The organism is Streptomyces sp. NBC_00683 (assembly GCF_036226745.1).
In the GTDB taxonomy this organism is placed as follows: domain Bacteria; phylum Actinomycetota; class Actinomycetes; order Streptomycetales; family Streptomycetaceae; genus Streptomyces.
Genome location: NZ_CP109013.1, coordinates 7,486,018 through 7,509,350 on the forward strand (window position 1 = coordinate 7,486,018; position 23,333 = coordinate 7,509,350).

Here is a 23,333-nt window from a genome sequence, read left to right on the forward strand (position 1 = left end):
GTGGCGTCACCGTGATGGTCTCCCCGGGCGCGTTCGCCGAGTTCGACCGCCAGGACGGACTGGCCTCCGACGGCCGCTGCAAATCCTTCGCCGCCACCGCCGACGGGACCGGCTGGGCCGAAGGCGTCGGCCTGCTGCTGGTCGAGCGGCTGTCGGACGCCAAGCGCAACGGCCACCACATCCTCGCCGTCATGCGGGGCAGCGCCGTCAACCAGGACGGCGCCAGCAACGGCCTCACCGCACCCAACGGCCCCTCCCAGCAACGCGTCATCCACCAGGCTCTCGCCAACGCCCAGCTGACGACCGCGGACGTCGACGTCGTCGAAGCCCACGGGACGGGCACCCGTCTCGGCGACCCGATCGAGGCCCAGGCGCTCCTGGCCACCTACGGCCAGAACCGTGGTGAGGGCAACGGACCCCTCTGGCTCGGCTCGATCAAGTCGAACATCGGCCACACCCAGGCCGCCGCCGGCGTCGCAGGCATCATCAAAATGATCATGGCCATGCGCCACGGCCTCATGCCCGCCACCCTGCACATCGACGAGCCCACCCCCCAGGTCGACTGGACCGCCGGCGCGGTGGAACTCCTCACCGAAGCACGCCCCTGGCCCGAGACCGACAACCGGCCACGCCGCGCCGCAGTCTCCTCCTTCGGCATCAGCGGCACCAACGCACACGTGATTCTGGAACAGGCTCCGGAGCCTGAACCGGCTCAGGAGCCTGTACAGACTTGCCCCCCGGGGCAGGTGCCGTGGGTGGTGTCGGCGAAGTCCGAGCCCGCACTGCAGGCGCAGGTGGAGCGCCTCCGGTCGTTCGCGGCGGATGGGCCGGAGCTGGATCCGGTGGACGTCGCCTGGTCGCTGGCCACCAGCCGAGCCGCGCTGGAGCACCGTGCGGTGCTGGCCGGGGAAGCGACACTTGCCACTGGTATCGCCCGAGAGGGCCGGACCGCGTTCCTGTTCACCGGGCAGGGCGCGCAGCGTGCGGGCATGGGCCTGGGGCTTTACGAGGCGTTCCCGGTGTTCGCGGAAGCCTTCGACGCGGTGTGTGCCCGGTTGGACGTCCGGCTGGAACGCCCCCTGAAGGAGGTCCTGACCGACGGCGTCGACCTGGACCACACTGTGTGGGCGCAGGCCGGCTTGTTCGCCCTCGAAGTCGCAATGTTCCGGCTGGTGGAGTCCTGGGGCGTCACCTCTGACGTGCTCCTGGGGCACTCCCTGGGCGAGATCACCGCAGCCCATGTCGCAGGCATCCTCGACCTGGACGACGCCTGCACCATGGTCGCCGAACGCGGCCGACTGATGCAGGCACTGCCCGCCGGTGGAGGCATGCTCGCCGTCCAGGCCACCGAAGCCGACGTCGCGGACTCCGGCCTCGACATCGCCGCCGTCAACGGTCCGAACTCCGTAGTCCTGTCCGGCACTACCGACGCCATCGAGCGGTACGCGAACCAATGCGCCGAGCGGGGACTGCGGTTCAACGTGCTGTCCGTGTCGCACGCTTTCCACTCTGCGCTGATGGAACCGATGCTGGACGAGTTCGCGACCGTCCTGTCCGGACTGACATTCCACCCGGCCGGGATTCCGGTCGTCTCGAACCTGACGGGCGCGATCGCCGAACCCGGACTGATGCAGGAGCCGGACTACTGGCTGCGGCAGGTGCGGCAGCCGGTGCGTTTCGCCGACGGTGTCACCGCCCTCGAAGCCATGGGCGTGGCGCGGTACGTGGAACTCGGCCCCGACGGCGTCCTGTCGGGCATGGCCCAGGACACCGCCGCCGACGCCGAGTTCGTCCCCGTCCTGCGCAAGGACCGCGACGAGACCGACACCGCACTCACCGCGATCAGCCGCCTGTGGGCCACCGGCACCGACGTCGACTGGACGGCCGTGTTCGCCGGCTGGGGCGGCCGCGTGGTCGACCTGCCGACGTATGCGTTCCAGCGGGAGCGGTTCTGGCCGCAGCCGGGCGTGTTCGGCGGGGATGCGGGTGCGCTCGGTATCGAGGGCGCCGGGCACGCGCTGCTGGGCTCCGTGGTGGCGTTGGCCGACGCAGACGGCGTGCTCCTGACCGGCCGCCTGTCGGTGGTCGCCCAGCCATGGCTGGCCGACCACGTCGTGCTGGACCGCATCGTGGTCCCCGGCACCGCACTGGTGGAGATGGCGCTGCGCGCTGGTCAAGAAGTGGACTGCGGTCTGCTCAGGGAACTGGTCCTGCGGGCACCCCTGGTGCTGCCGGAGAGCAGCGGAGTCCAGGTCCAGATAGGGATCGATGATCCCGACCCCTCGGGCGACCGACCGGTCCACATCCACGCCCGCGCCGAAGGCACGGACGAGTGGACGCTGCATGCGTCGGGCCTCCTCGCCGCGTCGGACACCGGGGCGCCCGGGTTCGATCTGGAGCTGTGGCCGCCGCAGGATGCCACGGCAGTCGACCTGGTCGGGTTCTATGACGTCCTGGCAGGGGCGGGCTTGGAGTACGGCCCGGCGTTCCAGGGAGTGCAGGCGGCCTGGCGCGACGCATCCGGTGTGTACGCCGAGGTGGTGGTCGCGGAGTCGGCGGACGGGTTCGGTATCCATCCCGCCCTGCTCGACGCGGCGTTGCATCCATCGGGGCTGCTGACCGGCGACGGTGAAGGGTCCGGGGCGCGGCTGCCGTTCGCGTGGTCGGGTGTGGAGCTGTTCGCGGTCGGGGCGACCACCCTGCGGGTGGCGATCCGTCCCGAGGGTGAGAGCGTCACCGTTCAAGCCGCCGACGGTACCGGCGCGCCGGTCGCGGTCATCCGTTCCTTGATGTCGCGTGGGGTGTCGGCGGAGCAGTTGTCGTCGGCCGGGAATGCCGGTGACGCGTTGTTCGCGGTGGAGTGGGTGCCGGTCCCGGCATCGCCTGGGGTCACCGCAGCCGTCACGGACGATGTTTCGGCGTGGACGGTGTTGCCGGCTGGTGACGGTCCGGCGGAGCAGGTGCTGGGTGAGGTCCTGCGGGGTGTGCAGGAGTGGCTGGCGGACGAGGGTTCGTTCGGTTCGCGCCTGGTGGTGGTGACGCGGGGCGCCATGCCCGCGGGTCCTGACGGCATGGTCGATGTGGTGGGTGCGGCGGTGTGGGGCCTGGTGCGCTCGGCGCAGTCGGAGCACCCGGACCGGATCGTGCTGATCGACACCGACCCGGCCACCGAGGAAGAGGGAGTGGATCTGGCCCTGTTGGCCGGTGTCGACGAGCCGCAGGTCGCCATCCGCGACGGTGCACTCCTGGTACCCCGCCTGGCCCGTGCTGTGGGCGGGGAGCAGGCTGTGCCGCTGGACGGTGACGGCACCGTACTGATCACTGGCGGTACCGGCACCCTCGGCGGGCTGCTGGCCCGCCACCTGGTCACCGAACACGGCATCCGACACCTCCTCCTGCTCTCCCGGCGAGGACCGGACGCGCCCGGCGCCGCAGACCTCACCACCGAACTCGCCGAACTCGGCGCCCAGGCACGGATCGTGGCCTGCGACGCCGCCGACCGCGACGCCCTCGCAGCCGTCCTCGCCGACATCCCCACCGACACACCGCTGACCGGCGTCGTCCACGCCGCCGGAGTCCTCGACGACGGTGTGTTCACCGCCCTCACCCAAGAACGCCTCGAAACCGTCCTGCGCGCCAAGGCCACCGCCGCCGCGAACCTGGACGAGCTGACCCGCGACACCGACCTCGCCATGTTCGTGCTGTATTCCTCGGCGTCGGCGACCTTCGGTGCTCCCGGCCAGGCCAACTACTCCGCCGCCAACGCCTACTTGGACGCCCTCGCCACCCGCCGCCGTGCGGAAGGTCTGCCCGGCCTGTCCGTGGCCTGGGGCCTGTGGGAGCAGGCCAGCGGCATGACCGGCCACCTCCAGGACCGGACCGGCCGGCTCGGCCCCGGACTCACGGACGAACAGGGCCTGGCCCTGTTCGACACCGCCCTGAACGCGGACCGCGCCGACGTGGTCGCCATGCTCCTCGACACCCGCGCCCTCCGCTCCTGGAACGGCACCACCCCCATACCCGCACTCCTGCGCGGCCTCGTCCCGGCCGCCGTCGTACGAAGGGCAGGCCGAACGGTCGGAGGCGAGCCTCAACTGTTGCGGCAGCTGGCCGGTCTGTCGTCGGCCGAGCGGGGCGCGCTGTTGCAGGAGATGGTCCTCACCGAGGTGGCCCACGTCCTCGGGCACACCTCCGCGGATGCCGTCGGCGAGCGTCAGGCGTTCAAGGACCTGGGCTTCGACTCGCTCACCGCGGTGGAGCTCCGCAACCGGCTCAACGCCGCCACCGGGCTTCGACTGCCCGCGACGCTGGTATTCGACTACCCGAACGTTCAGGTGCTCGCCGGTCATCTGGCGGGGGCATTGTCCGGTGCCGGTGATCCGGCCGTGGTGGCACCACGGCGGATGGTCCCGGCGGCCGTCGACGAGCCGATCGCGATCGTGGGTATGTCCTGCCGGCTGCCGGGCGGTGTGGTCTCCCCGGCAGGGCTGTGGGATCTGGTCACGGCCGGCGGTGACGGGGTGACGGACTTCCCGGACGATCGCGGTTGGGACGTGACCTGGGGCGGGGTCTCCGGATCCGGTGGCTTCGTCACCGGTGCCGGGGACTTCGACGCTGGCCTGTTCGGGATCAGCCCGCGTGAGGCGCTGGCCATGGACCCGCAGCAGCGGCTGCTGCTGGAAGGCGTCTGGGAGGCCTTCGAGTCGACGGGGCTGGACCCGATGTCGCTCCGCGGTTCGTCGACCGGCGTGTACGCGGGCGTGATGTACCACGACTACGCGCAGAGTCTGGGCGTCGTGCCGGAGGGCGTGGAGGCCTTTCTGGCCACGGGCAACGCCGGAAGCGTGTTCTCCGGGCGGGTGGCCTACACCTTCGGGCTCGAGGGTCCGGCGGTGACGGTGGACACGGCATGTTCGTCCTCGCTGGTCGCTCTGCACCTGGCTTCTCAGGCACTCCGGGCCGGTGAATGTGATCTGGCGGTGGCCGGCGGTGTGACGGTGCTGTCCACACCGGGCGTCTTCGTCGACTTCGCCCGGCAGGGCGGACTGGCCTTCGACGGCCGCTGCAAATCCTTCGCTGCTGCCGCGGACGGCACCGGCTGGGCAGAGGGCGCGGCGGTACTGGTCGTGGAACGGCTCTCCGACGCACAGCGCAACGGACACCACATCCTCGCCGTCGTCCGCGGCAGTGCCATCAACCAGGACGGCGCGTCGAACGGCCTGACCGCACCCAACGGTCCGTCCCAGCAGCGGGTGATGAGTCAGGCACTGGCCAACGCCCACCTCACCAGCGCCGACATCGACGTCGTCGAGGCCCACGGCACCGGCACCCGGCTCGGGGACCCGATCGAGGCGCAGGCCCTGCTGGCTACCTACGGCCAGGACCGTGGTGAGAGCGACGAGCCGCTGTGGCTCGGTTCCGTCAAGTCGAACATCGGGCACACCCAGGCCGCCGCCGGAGCGGCAGGCGTGATCAAGATGGTCATGGCCCTGCGACACGGCCTGATGCCGGCGACCCTGCACGTCGACGCCCCCTCTCCCCAGGTGGACTGGTCCGCAGGCGCGGTGGAACTGCTCACCGAGGCACGCCCCTGGCCCGAGGCGGGCCGTCCGCGCCGCGCTGCGGTGTCCTCGTTCGGTATCAGCGGCACCAACGCGCACGTCATCCTGGAGGAGCCGCCCGCCACGCAGGCCGTCGAGGCGGCGCCTACGCGTACCGGGCGTCCCACTCCAGTGCCGTGGCCGGTATCGGCGAAGTCGCCGGACGCGTTGCGGGCGCAGGTGGAGCGGCTGCGGGCGTTCGTGGCGGAGCGGCCGGAGTTGGATCCGGTGGATGTCGGCTGGTCGCTGGCGACGACGCGGGCCGCGCTGGAGCATCGCGTGGTGCTGGCTGCTGGTGGGGATGTGCTCGCTGCGGGTGCGACTGTGGAGGGCCGGATTGCGTTTCTGTTCACCGGTCAGGGCTCGCAGCGTGCAGGGATGGGCCTGGGGCTGTACGAGCAGTTCCCGGTGTTCTCCGAGGCCTTCGACGCGGTGTGTGCCCGGCTCGACGTCCGGCTGGAGCGTCCGCTGCGCGAGGTCCTGATCGATGGCATCGACCTGGACCACACCGTGTGGGCGCAGGCCGGTTTGTTCGCCCTTGAGGTTGCGCTGTTCCGGCTCGTCGAGTCGTGGGGTGTGGTCCCGGACGTACTGTTGGGGCACTCGCTGGGTGAGATCGCCGCCGCGCACGTGGCCGGCATCCTCGATCTGGACGACGCGTGCGTGCTGGTGGCGGAGCGGGGCCGCTTGATGCAGGCACTGCCCGCCGGTGGCGGCATGCTCGCCGTCCAGGCCACCGAAGCCGACGTCGCAGACTCCGGCCTCGACATCGCCGCCGTGAACGGCCCGAATTCCGTGGTCCTCTCCGGCGACCTCGAGAGCATCGAGCGGTACGCGGCCGAGTGCGCGGAGCGGGGCCTGCGGTTCAACGTGCTGTCGGTGTCGCACGCGTTCCACTCTGCGCTGATGGAACCGATGCTGGACGAGTTCGCGACCGTCCTGAACGGGTTGACGTTCCACCCTGCGCGGATCTCGGTCGTGTCGAACGTGACGGGCGCGGTGGCCGAGCCCGGTGTCATGCAGCGGCCGGAGTACTGGCTGAACCAGGTGCGGCAGGCGGTGCGGTTCGCCGACGGCGTCACAGCGCTCGAAGCGATGGGTGTGACGCGGTACGTGGAACTCGGCCCGGACGGTGTCCTGTCGGCCATGGCTCAGGACACGGTCGTCGGTGCCGAGTTCATACCCGTAGTGCGCAGGGATCGTGACGAGACCGACACGGCGCTCACGGCGGTCGGCCACTTGTGGACGTCCGGAGTCGATGTCGACTGGACGGCTGTGTTCGCTGGTTGGGGCGGCCGTGTGGTCGATCTGCCGACGTATGCGTTCCACCGGGAGCGGTTCTGGCCGCAGCCGAACATGGGCGCGGGGGACCTGGCCGCTGTTGGTATGACGGGTGCCGAGCATGCCTTGCTCGGCGCGGCAGTGACGCTGGCCGAGGGCGACGGGGCACTGCTGACCGGCCGCCTGTCGATGGGTGCGCATGCGTGGCTGGCCGACCATCTCGTGTTGGACCGGGTTGTGGTGCCGGGTGCCGCGTTGGTGGAGATGGTGCTGCGGGCCGGTCAGGAGGTGGGCTGCGCTCTGGTGCGGGAGTTGGTGCTGCGGGCGCCGCTGGTGTTGCCGGAGTCCGGTGGCGTGCAGATCCAGGTGCGGGTCGAGGGCCCGGATGCCTCGGGTGACCGGCCGGTCCACATCCATGCCTATGCCGAAGGCGCGGACGAGTGGGTGCTGCATGCGTCCGGTTCGCTGGCTGAACAGACGTCTTCGCAGGCGGACTTCGACCTGAGCATGTGGCCGCCGCAGGGCGCGGACGCGGTGGATGTCGACGGGTTCTACGAGGCGTTGGCCGGGGTGGGCTTCGGCTACGGGCCGGTGTTCCAGGGTGTTCAGGCGGCTTGGCGTGATGGGTCCGGTGTGTACGCCGATGTGGTGCTGCCGGAGCCGGGTGTGGGCCAGGTCGATACGTTCGGCATCCACCCGGCGCTGTTGGACGCCGCGTTGCATCCGGCCAATCTCCTGTCGGAAGGGCCGGGGGAGCAGGGGCCGCGGTTGCCGTTCGCGTGGTCGGGTGTGGAGTTGTTCGCGGTGGGGGCGACCACGCTGCGGGTGGCGATCCGCCCGGAGGGTGAGGGCATCACCGTTCAGGCGGCCGATGGGACCGGTGCGCCGGTCGCGGTCGTTCGTTCGCTGGTGTCGCGTGCGGTGTCGGCGGAGCAGTTGTCGTCGGCCGGGCGTGGTGATGACGCGTTGTTCGCGGTGGAGTGGGTTGCGTTGCCGCCGGGTGGTGCTGCTTCCGGCGAGGCGGAGGATGTTTCGGCGTGGACGGTGTTGCCGGCTGGTGACGGTCCGGTGGAGCAGGTGCTGGGTGAGGTTCTGCGTGGTGTGCAGGAGTGGCTGGCTGACGAGGGTTCGTTCGGTTCGCGTCTGGCGGTGGTGACTCGGGGCGCGGTTCCGGCGGAATCCGGTGCGGTCGATGTGGTGGGTGCGGCGGTGTGGGGTCTGGTGCGCTCGGCGCAGTCGGAGCACCCGGACCGGATCGTCCTGGTCGACACCGACCCGGCCACCGAGGAAGAGGGCGTGGATCTGGCGCTGCTGGCCGGCGTCGACGAGCCACAGGTCGCCATCCGCGGCGGTGCACTGCTGGTGCCACGCCTGGCCCGTGCCGGGGGCGGCGAGCAGGCTGTTCCGCTGGACGGTGACGGCACCGTACTGATCACCGGCGGTACCGGCACCCTCGGCGGGCTGCTGGCCCACCACCTCGTCACCGAGCACGGCATCCGGCACCTGCTCCTGCTCTCCCGCCAGGGCCCTGACGCCCCCGGCGCATCCGATCTGGTCGCAGATCTCGCCGAACTCGGCGCCCAGGCACGGATCGTGGCCTGCGACGCCGCCGACCGCGATGCCCTCGCAGCCGTCCTCGCGGACATCCCTGCCGACACACCGCTGACCGGCGTCGTCCACGCGGCGGGTGTCCTCGACGACGGTGTGTTCACCGCCCTGACCGAGGAGCGCCTGGAGACGGTCCTGCGGGTGAAGGCGACCGCCGCCGCGAACCTGGACGAGCTGACCCGCGGCACGGATCTCGCCATGTTTGTGCTGTATTCCTCGGCGTCGGCGACCTTCGGTACTCCGGGTCAGGCCAACTACTCGGCTGCCAACGCTTACTTGGACGCCCTCGCCACCCGCCGCCGTGCGGAAGGCCTGCCCGGCCTCTCCCTCGCCTGGGGTCTGTGGCAGCAGGCCAGCGGCATGACCGGCCGACTCGCCGAGAACGACCGGTCCCGGGTGACCAGTGCCGGCGCCGCCCTGTCCACGGAGCAAGGCCTTGCTCTCTTCGACACAGCCCTGACACGCCCTGCGGCACACCTGGTGCCGATCAGCCTCGACCTTGCGGTGGTGCGGGCGGGTGGTGAGGTTCCGGCGTTGTTGCGTGGTTTGGTGTCGGGTCGGGTGCGGCGTGGGGTTGCGCAGGCGTCGGGTGCGGGTTTGGCGTTGGCGCAGCGGTTGCGGTCGGTGTCTGGTGTTCAGCGTGGGCAGATGTTGTTGGAGTTGGTGCGTGGGAGTGCTGCGGCGGTGCTGGGTCATGCGTCGGTTGATGCGGTGGGTGAGCGTCAGGCGTTCAAGGATCTGGGGTTCGATTCGCTGACTGCGGTGGAGTTGCGTAACCGTTTGACCGGGGCTACGGGTTTGCGGCTGCCGGCGACGTTGGTGTTCGACCATCCGAGTCCGGCGGCGCTGAGTGAGCGTTTGTTGTCGGAGTTCTTCGGTGGGTTGGAGGCGGTTGCGGAGCCGGTGCGGCAGGTCGCGGTGGCCGGGTCCGATGAGCCGTTGGCGATTGTGGGTATGGCGTGCCGGCTGCCGGGTGGGGTGGGGTCACCCGAGCAGCTGTGGAACCTGGTTGCCGATGGAGTGGATGGCATGTCGGCGTTCCCGGGGGATCGGGGATGGCCGGCGGAGGTGTCAGGCGTCGCGAGCGGTGTGGGTGGGTTCGTCGATGGGGCGGATCGGTTTGATGCGGCGTTGTTCGGGATTTCGCCGCGTGAGGCGTTGGGGATGGATCCGCAGCAGCGGTTGTTGTTGGAGGCGGCGTGGGAGACGTTCGAGTCGGCGGGGATGGATCCGCGTTCTCTGCGGGGGCGGAGTGTGGGTGTGTTTGCGGGGGCGTTGTCGTCGGGGTATGTGGCTGGTGGTGAGGGGCATGTGCTGTCGGGTGCGGCGAACAGTGTGATTTCTGGCCGGGCGGCGTATGTGTTCGGGTTGGAGGGGCCGGCGGTGACGGTGGACACGGCGTGTTCGTCGTCGTTGGTGGCGTTGCATTTGGCGGGGCAGGCGTTGCGGTCGGGTGAGTGCGACATGGCGTTGGCCGGTGGTGTGACGGTGATGGTCTCGCCGGCTGCGTTCACGGAGTTCGACCGGCAGGACGGGCTGGCTGCGGATGGTCGGTGCAAGGCGTTCGCGGGTGCTGCGGACGGGACGGGCTGGGCCGAGGGTGTGGGCCTGGTGTTGGTGGAGCGGCTGTCGGACGCTCAGCGCAACGGGCACAGGATTCTTGCGGTGGTGCGTGGCAGTGCGGTGAATCAGGACGGTGCGTCGAACGGTCTGACGGCGCCGAACGGTCCGTCGCAGCAGCGGGTGATCCGGCAGGCACTGGCCAACGCCCGGCTGACTGGCGCGGATGTCGACGTCGTGGAGGCGCACGGGACGGGGACGCGGCTGGGTGACCCGATCGAGGCGCAGGCGCTGCTGGCGACCTACGGTCAGGACCGTGGTGAGGGCGACGTGCCGTTGTGGCTGGGGTCGGTGAAGTCGAACATCGGGCACACTCAGGCCGCGGCGGGTGTTGCGGGCCTGATCAAGATGGTGATGGCGATGCGGCACGGTGTGCTTCCGGCGACGCTGCACGTCGATGAGCCGTCGCCGCAGGTGGACTGGTCGGCGGGTGCGGTGGAGCTGCTGACCGAGGCGCGTTCTTGGCCGGAGTCGGGTCGGCCGCGGCGTGCGGGTGTCTCGTCCTTCGGTATCAGCGGTACCAACGCGCATGTGATCCTCGAGGCGCCGCCTCAGCCCGGACCGGCAGCGCTCGATGTGACGCCGAAGGCTCCGGATCTGGTGCCGTGGCCGGTCTCAGCGCAGTCCGAGCCCGCGTTGCGGGCGCAGGTGGAGCGGCTGCGGGCGTTCGTGGCGGAGCGGCCGGAGTTGGATCCGGTGGATGTCGGCTGGTCGCTGGCGACGACGCGGGCCGCGCTGGAGCATCGCGTGGTGCTGGCTGCTGGTGGGGATGTGCTCGCTGCGGGTGCGACTGTGGAGGGCCGGATTGCGTTTCTGTTCACCGGTCAGGGCTCGCAGCGTGCAGGGATGGGCCTGGGGCTGTACGAGCAGTTCCCGGTGTTCGCGGAAGCCTTCGACGCGGTGTGTGCCCGGCTCGACGTCCGGCTGGAGCGTCCGCTGCGCGAGGTCCTGATCGACGGTGTCGACCTGGACCACACTGTTTGGGCGCAGGCCGGTTTGTTCGCCCTTGAGGTTGCGCTGTTCCGGCTCGTCGAGTCGTGGGGTGTAGTCCCGGACGTACTGTTGGGGCACTCGCTGGGTGAGATCGCCGCCGCGCACGTGGCCGGCATCCTCGACCTGGACGACGCCTGCGTGCTGGTGGCGGAGCGGGGCCGACTGATGCAGGCGTTGCCTGAGGGTGGTGGCATGCTCGCCGTCCAGGCGGCCGAGGCTGATGTCGCAGACTCCGGTCTGGACGTCGCCGCTGTGAACGGCCCGAACTCCGTGGCCCTGTCCGGCACTACCGAAGCCATCGAGCGGTACGCGGCCCAATGCGCGGAGCAGGGGCGCCGGTTCAACGTGCTGTCGGTGTCGCACGCGTTCCACTCCGCGCTGATGGAGCCGATGCTGGGCGAGTTCGCCACGGTGCTGTCCGGACTGACGTTCCACCCGGCCGGGATTCCGGTCGTCTCGAACCTGACCGGAGCCGTCGCCGACCCCGGTGTCATGCAGCAGCCGGAGTACTGGCTGAACCAGGTGCGGCAGGCGGTGCGGTTCGCCGACGGCGTCACGACCCTCGAAGCGATGGGTGTGACCCGCTACCTGGAACTCGGCCCCGACGGCGTCCTGTCGGCCATGGCCCAGGACACCGCTGCCGACGCCCAGTTCATCTCAGTCCTGCGCAAGGATCGCGACGAGACCGACACCGCGCTCACTGCGGCCGGCCGCCTGTGGACGTCCGGAGTCGATGTCGACTGGACCGCGCTGTTCGCCGGTTGGGGCGGCCGTGTGGTCGATCTGCCGACGTATGCGTTCCACCGGGAGCGGTTCTGGCCGCAGCCGAACATGGGCGCGGGGGACCTGACCGCTGTCGGTATGACGGATGCCGGGCACGCCTTGCTGGGTGCGGCCGTAGAGCTCGCCGATGGGGATGCGGTGGTGCTGACCGGCCGGCTCGCGGTGGGTGCACAGCCCTGGCTGGCCGAGCATCTCGTGCTGGACCGGGTTGTGGTGCCGGGTGCCGCGTTGGTGGAGATGGTGCTGCGGGCCGGTCAGGAAGTGGACTGCGGTGTGCTGCGGGAGTTGGTGCTGCGGGCGCCGCTGGTGCTGCCGGAGTCCGGTGGCGTCCAGGTCCAGGTGCGGGTCGAGGGCCCGGATGCCTCGGGTGACCGGCCGGTCCACATCCATGGCCGCGCAGAAGGCACGGACGAGTGGACGCTGCATGCATCGGGCTTCCTCGCCGCCTCGGACACCCGAGCGCCCGGGTTCGATCTGAGCGTGTGGCCGCCGCAGGGCGCGGACGCGGTGGATGTCGACGGGTTCTACGAGGCGTTGGCCGGGGTGGGCTTCGGCTACGGGCCGGCGTTCCAGGGTGTTCAGGCGGCTTGGCGCGATGGGTCCGGTGTGTACGCCGATGTGGTGCTGCCGGAGCCGGGTGTGGGCCAGGTCGATACGTTCGGCATCCACCCGGCGCTGTTGGACGCCGCGTTGCATCCGGCCAATCTCCTGTCGGAAGGGCCGGGGGAGCAGGGGCCGCGTTTGCCGTTCGCGTGGTCGGGTGTGGAGCTGTTCGCGGTGGGGGCGACCACGCTGCGGGTGGCGATCCGCCCGGAGGGTGAGGGCATCACCGTTCAGGCGGCAGACGGGACCGGTGCGCCGGTCGCGGTCGTCCGTTCCTTGATGTCGCGTGCGGTGTCGGCGGAGCAGCTGTCGACTGCCGGGCGTGGTGATGACGCTTTGTTCGCGGTGGAGTGGGTTGCGTTGCCGCCGGATGGTGCTGCTTCCGGCGAGGCGGACGATGTTTCGGCGTGGACGGTGTTGCCGGCTGGTGACGGTCCGGTGGATCAGGTGCTGGGTGAGGTCCTGCGTGGTGTGCAGGAGTGGCTGGCTGACGAGGGTTCGTTCGGCTCGCGTCTGGCGGTAGTGACCCGCGGTGCCATGTCTGCTGGTTCCGGTGCGGTCGTGGACGTGGTGGGTGCGGCGGTGTGGGGTCTGGTGCGCTCGGCGCAGTCGGAGCACCCGGACCGGATCGTCCTGGTGGACACCGACCCGGCCACCGAGGAACAGGATCTGGACCTGGCGCTGCTGGCCGGCGTCGACGAGCCGCAGGTCGCCATCCGCGACGGTGCACTCCTGGTACCCCGCCTGGCCCGTGCCGTGGGCCGGGAGGAGGCTGTGGCGCTGGATGCTGACGGCACCGTACTGATCACCGGTGGCACTGGAACGCTCGGCGGACTGCTGGCCCGCCACCTGGTCACCGAACACGGCATCCGGCACCTTCTCCTGCTCTCTCGCCAGGGCCCCGACGCCCCTGGCGCTGCAGAACTCACCACAGAACTCGCTTCGCTCGGTGCGCGGGCGCGGATCGTGGCGTGCGATGCCGCCGATCGGGACGCTCTCGCTGCCGTTCTCGCGGAAATCCCCGCCGCGGATCCGCTGACCGGCGTGGTGCATGCGGCGGGTGTTCTCGACGACGGTGTGTTCACGGCACTGACCCAGGAGCGCCTGGAAACGGTCCTGCGGGCGAAGGCGACCGCCGCCGCGAACCTAGACGAGCTGACCCGCGACACGGACCTCGCCATGTTTGTCCTCTACTCCTCGGCGTCGGCGACCTTCGGTACTCCCGGCCAGGCCAACTACTCCGCCGCCAACGCCTACCTCGACGCCCTCGCCGTCCGCCGCCGCACAGAGGGCCTTCCTGGTTTGTCTCTGGCCTGGGGCCTGTGGGAACAGGCCAGCGGCATGACCGGTCATCTCCGCGACCAGCTTTCGAGCGGGATGTCGACGAAGCAGGCTCTGTCGTTGTTCGACACGGCATTGGGGTGTGCCGAGGCGCAGTTGCTGCCGATCAATCTTGATCTGGCGGTGGTGCGGGCGGGTGGTGAGGTTCCGGCGTTGTTGCGTGGTTTGGTGTCGGGTCGGGTGCGGCGTGGGGTTGCGCAGGCGTCGGGTGCGGGTTTGGCGTTGGCGCAGCGGTTGCGGTCGGTGTCTGGTGTTCAGCGTGGGCAGATGTTGTTGGAGTTGGTGCGTGGGAGTGCTGCGGCGGTGCTGGGTCATGCGTCGGTTGATGCGGTGGGTGAGCGTCAGGCGTTCAAGGATCTGGGGTTCGATTCGCTGACTGCGGTGGAGTTGCGTAACCGTTTGACCGGGGCTACGGGTTTGCGGCTGCCGGCGACGTTGGTGTTCGACCATCCGAGTCCGGCGGCGCTGAGTGAGCGTTTGTTGTCGGAGTTCTTCGGTGGGTTGGAGGCGGTTGCGGAGCCGGTGCGGCAGGTCGCGGTGGCCGGGTCCGATGAGCCGTTGGCGATTGTGGGTATGGCGTGCCGGCTGCCGGGTGGGGTGGGGTCGCCCGAGCAGCTGTGGGACCTGGTCACTGGCGGGGTGGACGGGCTGTCGGAGTTCCCGGCCGACCGGGGTTGGCCGGCGGACCTGGTGGACCGGGGTGCCGGTGTGGGTGGGTTCGTCGATGGGGCGGATCGGTTTGATGCGGCGTTGTTCGGGATTTCGCCGCGTGAGGCGTTGGGGATGGATCCGCAGCAGCGGTTGTTGTTGGAGGCGGCGTGGGAGACGTTCGAGTCGGCGGGGATGGATCCGCGTTCTCTGCGGGGGCGGAGTGTGGGTGTGTTTGCGGGGGCGTTGTCGTCGGGGTATGTGGCTGGTGGTGAGGGGCATGTGCTGTCGGGTGCGGCGAACAGTGTGATTTCTGGCCGGGCGGCGTATGTGTTCGGGTTGGAGGGGCCGGCGGTGACGGTGGACACGGCGTGTTCGTCGTCGTTGGTGGCGTTGCATTTGGCGGGGCAGGCGTTGCGGTCGGGTGAGTGCGACATGGCGTTGGCCGGTGGTGTGACGGTGATGGTGTCGCCGGCTGCGTTCACGGAGTTCGACCGGCAGGACGGGCTGGCTGCGGATGGTCGGTGCAAGGCGTTCGCGGGTGCTGCGGACGGGACGGGCTGGGCCGAGGGTGTGGGCCTGGTGTTGGTGGAGCGGCTGTCGGACGCTCAGCGCAACGGGCACAGGATTCTTGCGGTGGTGCGTGGCAGTGCGGTGAATCAGGACGGTGCGTCGAACGGTCTGACGGCGCCGAACGGTCCGTCGCAGCAGCGGGTGATCCGGCAGGCACTGGCCAACGCCCGGCTGACTGGCGCGGATGTCGACGTCGTGGAGGCGCACGGGACGGGGACGCGGCTGGGTGACCCGATCGAGGCGCAGGCGCTGTTGGCGACCTACGGCCAGGAGCGGGGCGAGACCGGTGAGCCGTTGTGGCTGGGGTCGGTCAAATCCAACATCGGTCACACTCAGGCCGCGGCGGGTGTCGCGGGCCTGATCAAGATGGTGATGGCGATGCGGCACGGTGTGCTTCCGGCGACACTGCATGTCGATGAGCCGTCGCCTCAGGTGGACTGGTCGGCGGGCGCCGTGGAACTGCTCACCCAGGCGCGTTCCTGGCCCGAGGTGGAACGTCCGCGCCGCGCTGCGGTGTCCTCGTTCGGTATCAGCGGCACCAACGCGCACGTCATCCTGGAACAGGCTCCGGAGTCCGTCGAGCGGGAGCCGGTGGCGGCCGAGCCGTCGGTGATACGTCCCGGGCTGGTGCCGTGGGTGGTGTCGGCCAACTCCGATGCGGCGTTGCGGGCGCAGGTGGAGCGGCTGCGGGAGTTCGTGGCGGAGCGGCCGGAGTTGGATCCGGTGGACGTGGGCTGGTCGCTGGCGACAACCCGGGCCGCGCTGGAGCATCGCGTGGTGCTGGCTGCTGGTGGGGATGTGCTCGCTGCGGGTGCGACTGTGGAGGGCCGGATTGCGTTTCTGTTCACCGGTCAGGGCTCGCAGCGTGCAGGGATGGGCCTGGGGCTGTACGAGCAGTTCCCGGTGTTCGCGGAAGCCTTCGACGCGGTGTGTGCCCGGCTCGACGTCCGGCTGGAGCGTCCGCTGCACGAGGTCCTCACCGACGGCGTCGACCTGAACCACACCGTGTGGGCGCAGACCGGCTTGTTCGCCCTTGAGGTTGCGCTGTTCCGGCTCGTCGAGTCGTGGGGCGTGACCCCGGATGTGCTGTTGGGTCACTCGCTGGGTGAAATCACTGCCACGCATGTCGCGGGGATCCTCGACCTGGACGACGCGTGCGTGCTGGTCGCCGAGCGCGGCCGACTGATGCAGGCACTGCCTGAGGGTGGCGGCATGCTCGCCGTCCAGGCCACCGAAGCCGATGTCGCGGACTCCGGCCTGGACGTCGCCGCTGTGAACGGTCCGAACTCCGTGGTCCTGTCCGGCGACGCCGGGGCCATCGAGCGGTACGCGGCCGGGTGCGCGGAGCGCGGTCTGCGGTTCAACGTCTTGTCGGTGTCGCACGCGTTCCACTCCGCGCTGATGGAGCCGATGCTGGGCGAGTTCGCCACGGTGCTGTCCGGACTGACGTTCCACCCTGCGCGGATTCCGGTCGTCTCGAACCTGACCGGAGCCGTCGCCGACCCCGGTGTCATGCAGCGGCCGGAGTACTGGCTGAACCAGGTGCGGCAGGCGGTCCGGTTCGCGGACGGTGTCACGACCCTCGAAGCGATGGGCGTGACCCGCTACCTGGAACTCGGCCCCGACGGGGTCCTGTCGGCCATGGCCCAGGACACCGCTGCCGACGCCCAGTTCGTCCCCGTCCTGCGCAAGGATCGCGACGAAACCGACACCGCACTCACGGCGGTCGGCAGTCTGTGGACGTCCGGAGTCGATGTCGACTGGACGGCGCTGTTCGCCGGTTGGGGCGGCAGGCCCGTTGATCTGCCGACGTATGCGTTCCAGCGTGAGCGGTTCTGGCCGGAGCTTTCGCTGACGTCCGCTGCGGGCGGTGGCGGTGATCTGATCGATGCGGCGTTCTGGGATGCGGTGGAGCGTGAGGACCTGGAGGAACTTGCGGGTCTGGAGTCGGCGTTGCCGGCGCTGTCCGCCTGGCGGCAGCGTCACCAGGAACGGTCGACGCTTGATTCGTGGCGTTATCGGGTCATGTGGAAGCCGCTGGACAGCTTGTCGTCGTCGGCGGTGCTGACTGGTGTGTGGGCGGTTGTCGGTACCGAGGACCCCGAGGTGTCCGAGGCACTGTCCTCGGCTGGTGCGACCGTGGTCGGTGTTCCTGCCGAAGAGGTGTCGGGGCTGTCTGGCCTGGCGGGTGTGGTGCTGTCTGCGTCCGGGGTGGCGGAGGCGCTGGCCGTGGTGCAGGGGCTGGGTGAGGTCACGGCGCCGCTGTGGGTGGTGACGCGTGGCGCGGTGTCCGTGGGCGGTTCGGATCGGCTGGTGAACCCCAGCCTTGCCTCGGTGTGGGGTCTGGGCAGGGTTGCGGCGTTGGAGGTGCCGGACCGTTGGGGTGGTCTGGTCGATCTTCCTGAGGTTCTGGATGGCCGGGCGGGTGCCCGTTTGGTGGGGGTTCTGGCTGCCGGTGGTGGTGAGGATCAGGTCGCGGTTCGTGGTTCCGGGGTGTTCGGTCGGCGGTTGGTTCGTGCGGTTCCGGCCGGGGCGGTGGATGCGTCGTGGAATCCGTGTCCGTCGGGGACGGTGCTGGTTACGGGTGGTACGGGTGCGTTGGGTGTGGAGGTGGCGCGTTGGCTGGCGGGTCGGGGTGTGCCGCATCTGGTGTTGACGAGTCGGCGGGGTGTGGCGCCGGAGGGTCTGGTCGAGGAGCTGTCCGCGCTGGGTGCGCGGGTCACTGTTGTGGCTTGTGATGTGGCTGATCGGGAGGCGTTGGCGGAGGTTGTTGCGGGTGTTCCCGTCGGCTTGCCGTTGACCGGGGTTGTGCATGCGGCGGGTGTGGTGGATGACGGGTTGTTGGAGGGGTTGTCGTCGGAGCGTTTGGTGTCGGTGATGGCGCCGAAGGTGGATGGGTTGGTGAATCTGGATGTGGTGACGTCGGGTTTGCCGGTGGAGTGGTGGGTGGTGTTCTCGTCGTTGGCGGGGACGGTGGGTAGTGCGGGTCAGGGTAATTACGCGGCGGCTAATGCGTGTGTGGATGCGTGGGTGGAGTGGCGTCGTGGGCGTGGTCTGCCGGCTGTGTCGGTGGCGTGGGGTCCGTGGGCTGAGGGGGGTATGGCGGCTGACGGTGTGGTGGTGGAGCGGTTGCGGCGTGGTGGGGTGCGTCCGTTGGGCGTGGAGTTTGCGTTGCGGGTGTTCGGTGAGGCGGTTCGTGGTGGTGTGGATGTGACGGTGGCGGACATCGACTGGGAGCGGTTCGTTCCCGGGTTCGTGTCGGCGCGTCCCAGCCGTCTGCTGGCGGAGTTGCCCGAAGTAGCTGCTGTTGCACCGGCGTTGCCGACAGGTGGCGGTGGGCCGAGCCTGCGGGAGCAGCTTGAGGGTGTGCCGGACAGTAGGCGTCGTCAGGTGCTGCTGGATGTGGTCCGGGCTCAGGCCGCTGCGGTCCTGGGGCATGCGGGTGCGCAGGCGGTGGAGCCGGATCGCGCCTTCCGGGATCTGGGCTTCGACTCGCTGATGGCAGTCGAACTGCGCAACCTCCTGGCTGCGACCACCGAGCTGCCGTTGCCGACCACCCTCGTCTTCGACCATCCGACGCCTGACGCCCTCGTCGACCACCTCCGCACGGAACTGGCCGGTACGGGAGTGGCGGTGGCGTCCGGTGCGGTGGCGCCGTCGGCGGGAGCCGATGAGCCCCTTGCGATAGTCGGGATGGCGTGTCGTTTCCCGGGCGGGGTGGGATCGCCCGAGCAGTTGTGGGATCTGGTCGCCGATGGGGTGGACGGGCTGTCGGTGTTCCCGGTCGACCGGGGATGGCCGGCGGAGGTGTCCGGCGTGGCGAGTGGTGTGGGCGGGTTCGTCCATGACGCGGCCGAGTTCGATGCGGGCCTGTTCGGGATCTCGCCGCGTGAGGCGCTGGCGATGGATCCGCAGCAGCGGTTGCTGCTGGAGACCGCGTGGGAGGCGTTCGAGTCGGCGGGGATGGACCCGCGGTCGCAGCGCGGCCGCAGTGTGGGGGTCTTCGCCGGAACCAACGGCCAGGACTACGCACAGGTCCTCGCGGCGTCGCAGGACGCCGGTGACGGGCACGCGGCTGTCGGGAACGCGGCGGCGGTGCTGTCCGGCCGGGTCTCGTACGCCTTCGGGCTGGAGGGCCCGGCGGTCACCGTGGACACGGCGTGCTCGTCGTCGCTGGTCGCACTGCACTGGGCGGGGCAGGCACTGCGGGCCGGTGAGTGCGAACTCGCCCTGGCCGGTGGTGTGACGGTGATGGTCACCCCAGGGGCGTTCGTGGAGTTCGACCGGCAGGACGGTCTGGCGTCGGACGGCCGGTGCAAGGCGTTCGCCGCGGCGGCCGACGGGACGGGCTGGGGTGAGGGTGTCGGTCTGCTGCTGGTGGAACGGCTTTCCGACGCACAGCGCAACGGACACCGGATCCTTGCGGTGGTACGGGGCAGCGCGGTCAACCAGGACGGTGCGAGCAACGGTCTGACCGCACCCAACGGCCCTTCCCAGCAGAGGGTGATCCGCCAGGCCCTCGCCAACGCCCACCTCACAGGCGCCGACATCGACGCCGTGGAGGCGCACGGTACCGGAACCCGTCTCGGGGACCCGATCGAGGCGCAGGCCCTGCTGGCTACCTACGGCCAGGACCGTGGTGAGAGCGACGAGCCGCTGTGGCTCGGTTCCGTCAAGTCGAACATCGGGCACACCCAGGCCGCCGCCGGAGCGGCAGGCGTGATCAAGATGGTCATGGCCCTACGACACGGGCTCATGCCGGCGACGCTCCACGTCGACGCCCCCTCCCCCCAAGTGGACTGGTCGGCGGGCGCGGTGGAACTGCTCACCCAGGCACGTTCCTGGCCCGAGGTGGAACGTCCGCGCCGCGCTGCGGTGTCCTCGTTCGGTATCAGCGGCACCAACGCGCACGTCATCCTGGAACAGGCTCCGGAGTCCGTCGAGCGGGAGCCGGTGGCGGCCGAGCCGTCGGTGATGCGTCCCGGGCTGGTGCCGTGGGTGGTGTCGGCGAAGTCCGAGCCGGCATTGCGGGCACAGGTCGAACGGCTGCGGTCGTTCACCGCGGAACGGCCCGAGGCGGACTCCGTCGACGTGGCCTGGTCGCTCGCGACCACGCGAGCCGGGCTCGAGCATCGTGCGGTGCTGGCCGGGGACACGACACTCGCCACGGGGGTCGCCCGAGAGGGCAGGACCGCGTTCCTGTTCACCGGCCAGGGTTCGCAGCGCGCGGGGATGGGCCTGGGGCTTTACGAGCAGTTCCCGGTGTTCGCCGAAGCCTTCGACGCGGTCTGCGCACGGCTCGACGTCCGGCTGGAACGTCCGCTGCGTGACGTTCTGACCGACGGTGTCGACCTGGACCACACCGTCTGGGCGCAGACCGGCCTGTTCGCGCTCGAGGTCGCCCTGTTCCGGCTTGTGGAGTCGTGGGGCGTGACCCCGGATGTGCTGTTGGGTCACTCCCTGGGCGAGATCACCGGCGCGCACGTCGCAGGCATCCTCGACCTGGACGACGCCTGCACCCTGGTCGCCGAACGCGGCCGGCTGATGCAGGCACTGCCCGAGGGCGGCGGCATGCTTGCCGTACAGGCAACCGAAGCCGACGTCGCGGACTCCGGCCTGGACATCGCCGCAGTCAACGGGCCGAGCTCCGTGGTCCTGTCCGGCGCCACCGAAGCCATTGAGCGGTACGCGGCCGAGTGCGCGGCCCGCGACCTGCGGTTCAACGTTCTGTCGGTGTCGCACGCGTTCCACTCGGCCCTGATGGAACCGATGCTGGACGAGTTCGCGACCGTCCTGACCGGCCTGACCTTCCACCCGGCCGAAATCCCGATCATCTCCGATCTGACCGGAGCCGTCGCCGAACCCGGTGTCATGCAGCAGCCGGAGTACTGGCTGAACCAGGTGCGGCAGCCGGTGCGGTTCGCCGACGGTGTCACCGCTCTCGAAGCGATGGGCGTGACGCGGTACGTAGAACTGGGCCCCGACGGCGTCCTGTCGGCCATGGCCCAAAACGCCTCCGCCGAAGCCGAGTTCATCTCAGTCCTACGCAAGGATCGCGACGAGACCGACACGGCGCTCACTGCGGCCGGCCGTCTGTGGACGTCCGGAGTCGGTGTCGACTGGACGGCACTGCTTGCCGGTTGGGGCGGCCGTGTGGTCGATCTGCCGACGTATGCGTTCCAGCGGGAGCGGTTCTGGCCGGAGCTTTCGCTGACGTCCGCTGCGGGCGGTGGCAGTGATCTGGTGGATGCCGCGTTCTGGGACGCGGTGGAGCGGGAGGACCTGGAGGAACTCGCGGGTCTGGAGTCGGCGTTGCCGTCACTGTCCGCGTGGCGACAGCGTCACCAGGAACGATCGACGCTCGACTCGTGGCGTTACCGGATCACCTGGAAGCCGCTGGGCGGTCTGCCGTCGTCGGCGGTGCTGACCGGTGTGTGGGCCGTCGTCGGCACCGAGGACCCCGAGGTCTCCGCCGCGTTGGAGGCCGCGGGCGCGACCGTGGTCGGTGTTCCCGCCGACGAAGTGTCAGGGCTGCCTGGCCTGGCGGGTGTGATCCTGTCCGCATCCGGGGTGGTGGAGACGCTCGCCGTGGTGCAGGAGCTGGGTGAGGTCACGGCGCCGCTGTGGGTGCTCACACGTGGTGCGGTGTCCGTGGGTGGTTCGGACCGGCTCGGCGATCCGGACCTGGCCGCTGTGTGGGGTCTGGGCCGTGTGGCAGCGTTGGAGGTGCCGGGTCGCTGGGGTGGTCTGATCGACCTGCCGGCCGAAGTGGACGCCCGGGCGGGTGCCCGGCTGGTGAGTGTCCTGGCTGCGGGTGGTGGTGAGGATCAGGTCGCGGTCCGGGAGTCCGGGGTGTTCGTCCGTCGGTTGGCTCGTGCGGTTTCTGGCGCGGTGCCGGGCGCGCTGTGGAACCCTGACTCGTCCGGCACCGTGCTGGTCACGGGTGGTACGGGTGCCCTGGGCGTGGAGGTGGGCCGTTGGCTGGCCGCTCGGGGTGTGCCGCACCTGGTGCTGACCAGCCGTAGCGGTGTCGCCCCGGACGGTCTGGTCGAGGAACTGGCCGGGTTGGGCGCGCAGGTCACGGTTGCCGCCTGCGATGTGGCTGACCGGGACGCTCTGGCCGCGGTGATCGCTGGTGTTCCTGAGCAGTGGCCGCTGACCGGCGTCGTGCACGCGGCCGGTCTCGATGTTCCGCAGCGTCTGGAGGAAGCCACCCCCGAGGCCTTCGCCTCGGTGCTCCGGGCCAAGGTCGAGGGAACCAAGCACCTGGACGAGCTGACCGAGGATCTGCCGCTGGACTTGTTCGTGGTGTTCTCCTCGATCGCCGCCACTTGGGGCAGCGGCGGCCAGTCGGCCTACGCGGCGGGCAACGCTTTCCTCGACGCCTGGACACAGCACCGCCACGACCGAGGACTTCCCGGCACCTCGGTGGCCTGGGGTCCGTGGGCCGGGGCAGGGATGGCCGCGGATCCGGAAGCGGCTCAGAGCCTGCGTCGGCGTGGCCTGGCACCGATGGACCCGGCCCTGGCGATCCGGGCCCTGGCCGAGGCGATCGACCACCGTGACAACAGCCTCACGGTCGCCGACGTCGACTGGACACGCTTCGCCGAAGCCTTCACACTCCTGCGACCCAGCCCGCTGCTCCACGAGTTCACCGCAACAGCCGAAGCCCTGAACGCGCCCCAGGAGGAGGACGGTGGTGCGAGCGCTGCCGATCTGCGCGCACGACTGGCTTCGATGAGCCCTCAGGAGCAGGAGGCGGAGCTGTCGGAGATGATCCGCCGCGGCATCGGAGCCGTACTCGGTTACAAGTCCGTGGAGGACATCGACAGTCGGCCGTTCCGGGATCTCGGGTTCGACTCTCTGACGGCGGTCGAGTTCCGCAATGTGCTGGCGAAGGACAGCGGGCTGCGGCTCGCCTCGACGATCGTGTTCGACCATCCGACGCCGGCCGTGCTCGCGCGTCACTTGCTCGACGAGCTGGATGGGAGCGGCGCCGACGTGGCCGAGCCCATGATCAGCGCGCTGGACGAGCTCGATGCGGCCTTTGCCGCCGGCCGGACGGACGGACTGGCCCGGGCGCGGGTGACGGTACGGCTGCAGGCGTTCCTGGAGAAGTGGACGGCAGGCGAGGTGGCGGACGGAGGCGAGTCCCTGGCCGCGCGGATCGACGCGGCCGGTGACGATGAACTCATCGCCTTCATCGAGAAGGAGCTCAGCGACGGCGGGGAGTAGCCGGGCCAGACACGCTGACGGCGCCCGCCACGGATGCGAACCGTGGCG

1 protein-coding gene (running past one end of the window) is annotated in these 23,333 nt (G+C 70.1%); it reads left to right on the plus strand.

All coding sequences use genetic code 11. From position 1 onward, the window contains the following. Positions 1-23,285, plus strand: partial view of a type I polyketide synthase gene (locus tag OG257_RS32645; RefSeq protein ID WP_329213252.1) — the 3' portion only. 5,029 nt of this gene lie to the left of the window's left edge; the window shows 23,285 of its 28,314 coding nt (coding positions 5,030-28,314); its start codon lies beyond the left edge, outside the window; the stop codon is at positions 23,283-23,285. The last annotated feature ends 48 nt before the right edge of the window (positions 23,286-23,333 follow it).